This is a genomic window from Vibrio barjaei (assembly GCF_001639065.2).
In the GTDB taxonomy this organism is placed as follows: domain Bacteria; phylum Pseudomonadota; class Gammaproteobacteria; order Enterobacterales; family Vibrionaceae; genus Vibrio; species Vibrio barjaei.
The window spans coordinates 207334-214711 of record NZ_LQXO02000003.1 but is presented as its reverse complement, the minus strand read 5'-3'; the positions used below and the strand labels follow the sequence as shown (position 1 = coordinate 214711).

5 protein-coding genes are annotated in these 7378 nt (G+C 43.6%); 2 read left to right on the top strand and 3 right to left on the bottom strand.

The window, feature by feature from the left end; genetic code table 11:
* Window positions 1-352 precede the first annotated feature (352 nt).
* From clpB to rluD, 3 genes are all read right to left on the bottom strand, one after another.
* Window positions 353-2926 (bottom strand): ATP-dependent chaperone ClpB, encoded by a 2574-nt coding sequence (clpB, locus tag AWH66_RS00930; RefSeq protein ID WP_063606553.1) that lies wholly within the window; start codon window positions 2924-2926, stop codon window positions 353-355.
* Window positions 2927-3012: 86 nt separating this feature from the next.
* Window positions 3013-3741, bottom strand: coding sequence for a peptidoglycan editing factor PgeF (gene pgeF, locus AWH66_RS00925; protein ID WP_063606554.1), 729 nt, complete (start codon window positions 3739-3741; stop codon window positions 3013-3015).
* A complete protein-coding gene (rluD, locus tag AWH66_RS00920; protein ID WP_006072930.1) occupies window positions 3741-4715 on the bottom strand; it encodes a 23S rRNA pseudouridine(1911/1915/1917) synthase RluD in 975 nt (324 codons plus the stop codon). The genes pgeF and rluD overlap by 1 nt, the downstream gene beginning before the upstream one ends.
* A 130-nt stretch (window positions 4716-4845) precedes the next feature.
* Between rluD and bamD the strand changes: the two genes are divergently transcribed.
* On the top strand, window positions 4846-5571 hold the full coding sequence (gene bamD, locus AWH66_RS00915; RefSeq protein ID WP_006072929.1) for an outer membrane protein assembly factor BamD: 726 nt from the start codon (window positions 4846-4848) through the stop codon (window positions 5569-5571).
* A gap of 160 nt (window positions 5572-5731) precedes the next feature.
* On the top strand, window positions 5732-7153 hold the full coding sequence (locus AWH66_RS00910; protein WP_063606555.1) for an MltF family protein: 1422 nt from the start codon (window positions 5732-5734) through the stop codon (window positions 7151-7153).
* Window positions 7154-7378 lie beyond the last annotated feature (225 nt).

Genomic DNA, 7378 nt, shown 5'->3' with positions numbered 1-7378 from the left:
GTGCCCACACAGATTGATAGGTTTATATTGTTAAAGAGCTTGTTTCGAGCTTCACTCAAAACGGACGGTCATTTTAGCGATTTTAGTTATCGTGTCAACCACTTTTCTAACTAATTTTACTTTGCTTCGTAGAAGCGATTTGACCTGCTAACTCGTTAGGGCTTTTCGTTACCTCATCCCGTGTCAGCGAGGTGGCATTATAGAGACGAACCAATTCTTGGCAAGCGCTAATTTGAAATAAAATCGCTTTTTATCGCCGTTCGAACACAAAAGAAACAAAGCGCCGAAAAAAGACACAAAAAAGGGGGGCTAAGCCCCCCTTTTACTACGCTATTTTCATTTTCCTTGCTATTTACTGCCCAACAGCAATTTTATCGTTGTTCACTATAAGACGTACTGGCTTAGTTGGGTCAACTTTGCCGGCTAGTATTTCTTTAGCCAACGGATTTTCGATACTTTGTTGAATCGCTCTTTTAAGCGGTCTAGCTCCATATACTGGGTCATAACCTACTTTGGCGATGTAATCTAAAGCCGCATCGGCAACTATTAGATGATAGCCATTGTCTTCCATTCGTTTGCCCAAGCGTTGCAATTGAATACCCGCAATAGACTTAATGTGCTCCGCACCCAATGGATGGAAGACCACACTTTCATCTACGCGATTTAGGAATTCAGGCTTAAAGTGAGAGGTCACAACATCCATTACTTCTCGCTTAATACCCTCATAATCAAGCACCTGGAAATTCTCTTGGATACGAGATGAACCAAGATTCGACGTCATAATGACTACCGTATTTCTAAAATCGACCGTTCTACCTTGGCCATCGGTCAAGCGACCATCGTCTAGAACTTGCAATAGAATATTGAAGACATCTGGATGCGCCTTCTCAACTTCATCAAGCAAAATCACCGAATATGGTTTACGTCTAACGGCTTCCGTTAGGTACCCACCTTCTTCATAACCTACATAACCCGGAGGGGCACCTACTAAACGAGCAACTGAGTGTTTCTCCATGAACTCAGACATGTCGATACGCACCATGGCGTCTTCACTATCAAACATAAAGCTTGCAAGCGTTTTACACAGTTCCGTTTTACCCACACCAGTTGGGCCAAGGAATAAGAAAGAGCCTATTGGACGATTAGGATCCGCCAGGCCAGCTCGACTACGGCGAATGGCATCAGATACTACTTCGACAGCTTCCGCTTGCCCTATGACGCGTTTGTGCAGTACATCTTCCATTTTTAGAAGCTTATCTTTTTCTGCCTCAAGCATTTTAGACACTGGAATCCCAGTTTGCTTTGATAGTACTTCCGCGATTTCAGCATCGGTCACTTTGTTGCGAAGCAAGCTCATTTCTTGCATTTCTGCTTGAGTCGCTAAGTCGAGTTGTTTCTCTAGCTCTGGAATACGGCCATATTGTAGCTCAGACATTCGGTTCAAATCGCCCGCACGTCTGGCCACATCCATATCGAGTCTTGCCTGTTCGAGTTCAGACTTAATATGTTGAGTACCTGATAATGCTGCTTTTTCGGCATTCCAGACTTCTTCCAGCTCCGCGTAATCACGCTCTTTTGACTCTAACTCTTCATTGAGTGCGAGCAGACGCTTCTCACTGGCATTATCCGACTCATTTTTGAGAGCTTGCTGCTCGATTTTTAGTTGGATGATTTTACGTTCCAACTTATCCAAAGATTCCGGCTTCGAATCTATCTGAAGTCGAATGCTCGAGGCGGCTTCATCAATAAGGTCGATCGCCTTATCAGGTAGTTGTCTATCAGTAATATATCGATGCGATAAACTCGCCGCTGCAACAATAGCAGGGTCAGTAATTTCAACATGGTGATGGAGCTCATAACGCTCTTTCAAACCACGTAATATTGCTACGGTGTCTTCGACGCTCGGTTCATCAACCAATACTTTTTGGAAGCGTCGTTCTAATGCCGCATCTTTTTCAATATACTGGCGATATTCATCCAACGTAGTCGCACCGACACAGTGCAGCTCACCACGCGCCAATGCAGGCTTTAACATATTACCTGCATCCATCGAACCTTCACCTTTCCCAGCACCAACCATAGTGTGCAGCTCATCGATGAAGAGAATTATGTTACCTTCTTCTTTAGCTAATTCATTTAAGACCGATTTCAAGCGCTCTTCAAACTCACCACGATATTTGGCACCAGCCACCAATGAGCCCATATCTAAAGAAAGAACGCGACGCCCACGCAAACCTTCAGGGACTTCATTATTAATAATGCGTTGTGCTAGCCCCTCTACGATAGCTGTCTTACCTACACCGGGTTCACCTATAATGACGGGGTTATTTTTGGTACGACGTTGAAGTACTTGTATGGTGCGGCGAATCTCATCGTCACGACCAATCACCGGATCAAGCTTGCCTTGTTCCGCTCGCTCAGTCAGGTCGATAGTAAATTTCTCCAAAGCTTGGCGCTTTTCTTCCGCATTGGGGTCATCCACTTTCTGACCACCACGAATTTGCTCGATTGCTTGGTTTACTTTTGCTTCTGTTAATCCTTGCTGTTTTAAAAGCGCACCTAAAGGACCTTTATCTTCTATTGCAGCAAGCAAAAAGATCTCAGAAGAGATATAGGCGTCTTGACGTTTTTGAGCAATTTTGTCACAGAGATTAAATATTTGCCCCATAGCACTAGACAGCTGAACATCGCCACCGACGCCTGTTACTTTAGGAAGTTTGTCCATTAATTCAGACAGCTTGGAACGTAATTGAACCACGTCAACGTTCAGCATGGTTAATAGTGGACGAATAGAGCTGCCCTCTTGGTTAAGCAAAGCAACCATAAGGTGGACAGGTTCAATGTATTGATGATCTCGACCCAATGCCAATGATTGAGCATCAGAAATAGCAATTTGGAATTTGCTAGTAAATCGATCTAGGCGCATAGCAACCCCCGTTTAAATTACATACAGCTTGTTATGCAATTAAGATGGTTGCTAGCAAAACGGATTTCAAGACAAAGGAGTGAAAATCAGTGATTGATCCAGATAAAGCTTGCCATTCGGCCTGTCTGCCCATCACGTCGATAAGAAAAGAAGCGCTTTTCATCGCTAAACGTGCACAAGTTGCTCTGCGTTACATCACTGATAGCTGAAGCTTGCAATTTCATCTGCGCAATAAGTGCTAAATTAGCAAGCCACTTCTCTGGATTCACGCTTTCTTTAAATGCAATACCATATTCAGGATTCATCTGACAAAATGCGTGTTTCACATCCAGCCCGACTTCAAAAGACTCGAAGCCAATCGCAGGACCAATCCAAGCTTGTGCCTCACTATCGAACAGGTTAGCAGCCTCTTCGACAATCCCGTCTGCCAAACCACGCCATCCTGCATGTATTGCAGCAACCGCGGTTCCATCCTTGGCACATATTAGAATTGGCAAACAATCTGCCGTCATAGCACTAAGGACGACACCAGGTGTTCGTGTAAAACTCGCATCCGCATCCAACACCTGCTCTGTTGGAACTTGAACGGTGACAACTTTAGTAGAATGAGTTTGATTGAGCCAAATAGGCGAAGAAGGCATATTCGCCTTCACTTCTAATGCATGACGGTTCGCCAACACATCAGAAGGCTCATCACCTACATGCATCCCTAGATTAAGACCAGAAAACGGAGCCTTAGAGGCTCCATCTTCACGTGTTGAGCTTACCGCTCCAACATTATTAGGTTTGCTCCAGTTTGGTGTCAGAAGCGACATTAATAATCTTCTTCTTTATTTAACTTAGCATCTTCACGCAACGCTTCCGTCATGACGACCATATCATCTGGAATTGGAGCATGGAAAGTCATCTCTTCTCCAGTAACAGGATGCGCAAACTTGAGCATTACCGCGTGCAGAGCTTGACGATCAAAGCTACGAATCATGTGAGTCAGCTCTTCGCTCGCTCCGCGTGGAATACGAGCGCGACCACCATAAGCGCTATCACCTAACAGTGGATGCTGAAGGTAGGACATATGAACACGGATTTGGTGAGTTCGACCCGTTTCTAGACGTAAACGAATACGAGTGTGCTCTCGGAAATGTTCTGCAACTCGGTAATGGGTTACCGCAGGTTTACCAAGTTCGTTCACAGCCATCAGTGTACGTTTAGTCGAGTGACGACCGATCGCTTTGTCTACCATGCCACCAGCCGTCATTTTACCGATAGCAATAGCTTCGTATTCACGGGTGATGTTACGTTTTTGTAGAGCACGTACCAACCGAGTTTGAGCAGGAACCGTCTTAGCAACAACCATCAAACCTGTCGTGTCTTTATCGAGGCGGTGAACAATGCCTGCTCGCGGTACTTCCGCAATCGCTGGAAAATGATGTAACAATGCATTAAGAACCGTGCCATCTGGCGTCCCTGCTCCAGGATGAACAACGAAATCTCTTGGCTTATTGATCACAATAATGTCATCATCTTCGTAGACGATATTAAGAGGAATGTCTTGAGCTTCAAAGCGCTCTTCATCTTCTAGTTCAGCTTGAACGGTTATCAACTCACCGCCCATAACTTTGGTACGCGGTTTAGTGATTACCTCACCGTTAACGGCAATTTTTCCGTCCAAAAGCCACTCTTTCAGGCGCGAACGAGAAAAATCTGCGAACAATTCAGCCACAGCTTGGTCTAAACGTTGACCTAACTGGCTGTCTTTTACTGTATTTGTTAATTCAATCTGCTGAGCCATATCGAACTTTTTAAAAAACCTTGGGACTAATACCACGAGTGTGGATAATATAGCCCATCATTGTATCTGTTACTGAGAAGAAAAGTAATGGACACGGAAAAATATTTACGTCAAGGAAACTCGTTCTCGTATGAAACTACTTAAACTAACAAGCTTGCTTTCTCTAGCTTTGTTGTTTGGTTGTGCTGACAAAGAAGTCACCGTCCCAGATGTTCCGCCTTCCCAGCTCTACGCTGAAGCTCAAGAATCGTTACAAGGTGGTAACTGGACATCAGCCATTGAGCGCCTTGAAGCGCTGGATTCTCGCTACCCATTTGGTGCTTACACTGAACAAGTACAACTTGATTTGATTTACGCTTACTACAAGAACGATGACTTAGCGCTTGGTCTGGCTACGATAGAGCGTTTCTCTCGATTAAATCCAACTCACGAACGTTCTGACTGGGTGTTGTACATGCGAGGCTTAACGCATATGGCACAAGACAGAAACTTCATGCATGACATTCTCAGGATCGATCGTTCAGACCGCGACCCTGAGCCAGTAAAAGCTGCATTTGCTGATTTCGATCGCCTATTAAAACGATACCCGAATAGTGCTTACGCCGAAGACGCGCAGAAACGTATGGTTGCGTTGAAAAACCGTTTGGCTAAATATGACCTTGCTACCGCTGACTTCTATATCCGACGTGAAGCTTGGATTGCCGCTATCAATAGAGCTCAGGAAATTCAAAAAACCTACCCTGATACAGAAGCCGCTCGCCAATCTTTAGTACTGCAAAAGAAAGCATACGAAGAACTAGGAATGCAAGAGCAAGTCGAGCGCACTGAGAAATTAATGGAGCTAAACCCACTTTAGGGTTATAGACAAATTCACCTTCCAAAAGCGCTGCCGATGCAGCGCTTTTTTGTGCCCATAAGTTGGCAAAATTCCTTTTTTATTTATATATTTATCTTTAGCGCAGTAGCAAAAAGGGATAGTTGTGAAGGCGATTTTATTATGTTTTGTCATAGGGTTCATGACACTTCCAGTAAGGGCTCTAGAGTTAACTCCTCTAAGTAATGAGCCATATACTGGCGATTTGGATAGTTTAGTAGAGAAGCGTGTTATTCGCGTTTTGGTCTCTGCTGATCTTGGTTTCTATTACATAGAAAAGGGACAGCCCAAAGGGATTGGAGCGGAACAGCTCTATCACTTCGAGAAAAATCTCAAAAAGAAATACTCAAAGATAAAAGTACAGGTAATTCCTGTGCCACGAGACGACCTCATTCCAGCTTTAGTTAATGGCTATGGTGATCTCGTTGTCGCAAACCTCACAATTACACCCAAACGACAAGAAATCGTTCAGTTCAGTACCCCGATTCTCTCTGACATCAGCGAGCTGATTGTGACAACTAGCGATTATCCGTCTTTAGAAAGTGTCGAAGACCTGAGTGGTCAAGAAGTTTGGGTTCGTGGCAGCTCTAGTTATTTCGAGAACTTACAGGCACTAAATCAAAAACTAACCAGCAATGATAAGCCTCCTGTCTACGTTCAGTATTTAGAAGAAACGCTTCAAGACTACGAATTGGTCGAAATGGTTAAGCAAGGCTATATTGGAGCGACCGTTCTCGATAGTCATAAAGCATTCTTTTGGAACAAGACGTTTGATGATTTGAATATCCATGACTCAATACCATTGAGTAAAGATGGTCAAATCGCGTGGGCCATGCGCAAAGATTCGCCAAAATTAGAGAAACAAGTAAACGCTTATATTAAAACTGCCAAGCAAGGCACATTGCTAGGAAATGTTATTTATAACAAATATTTGGATAACACAGGTTGGTTTTCAAAGGCCCTTGATCCTAAGAATGTCCAACAATTGGATAAGCTGATTTCATTGTTCAAGAAGTATGGCGACAAATACGACTTTGACTTCCTTATGATTGCCGCACAGGCGTTTCAAGAATCTAAGCTAAACCAAAACAAAGTCTCACCCAAAGGCGCTGTTGGCATCATGCAGGTCCTTCCAAGTACCGCCCGTGATCGCAATGTAAACATCAAAAATATCAATAAAATTGAGAATAACGTCCATGCTGGCGTGAAATATATGCGCTTTATCAGAGATAGATACTTTAGCGATGACGCGATAAGTAATGATGACAAAGTTTATTTATCGCTGGCGGCCTACAATGCAGGTCCGGGAAACATCGCTAAAATGCGGCGCTTAGCCACCAAACACGGTTACGACCCTAATAAATGGTTTGGCAATGTGGAGCTGATGGCACGAAGGAATATTAGCTCTGAGCCCGTTACTTACGTGGCAAATATCAACCGATACTATGTTATCTACAAACAGCTAGAGTCTCTACAGCAGATCAGGCAGGAACAACAAGCACTAAACAGTGACATTGAATTTTATCGAGTTTTGGGGTCAAAAGAGGAGACCATCACTGAGTGATAGTGATCACACTTTAAAGTCGAGTGAATTTTAAGCAGGAGATTTCTTAGGTCGTAAAAACGCGCCAAAAATGGAGGATTTTCAGTGCGCTACTCTTTCCAAATTAATGACTTTTGACGGAAAAGAAAGTCTTTTCATGTGTTAACAGTAAAAAGTTTTGCGATAGATCACATTTAAATTTTGATGCGAAAAACCCTATCGTTTTAGTGATATAGATCACATTCT

Excerpts from the sequence above, each read along its gene's own strand:
- clpB (WP_063606553.1), bottom strand. The coding sequence starts at position 2,926 with ATGCGCCTAGATCGATTTACTAGCAAATTCCAAATTGCTATTTCTGAT.
- pgeF (WP_063606554.1), bottom strand. The coding sequence starts at position 3,741 with ATGTCGCTTCTGACACCAAACTGGAGCAAACCTAATAATGTTGGAGCG.
- rluD (WP_006072930.1), bottom strand. The coding sequence starts at position 4,715 with ATGGCTCAGCAGATTGAATTAACAAATACAGTAAAAGACAGCCAGTTA.
- bamD (WP_006072929.1), top strand. The coding sequence starts at position 4,846 with ATGAAACTACTTAAACTAACAAGCTTGCTTTCTCTAGCTTTGTTGTTT.
- AWH66_RS00910 (WP_063606555.1), top strand. The coding sequence starts at position 5,732 with ATGACACTTCCAGTAAGGGCTCTAGAGTTAACTCCTCTAAGTAATGAG.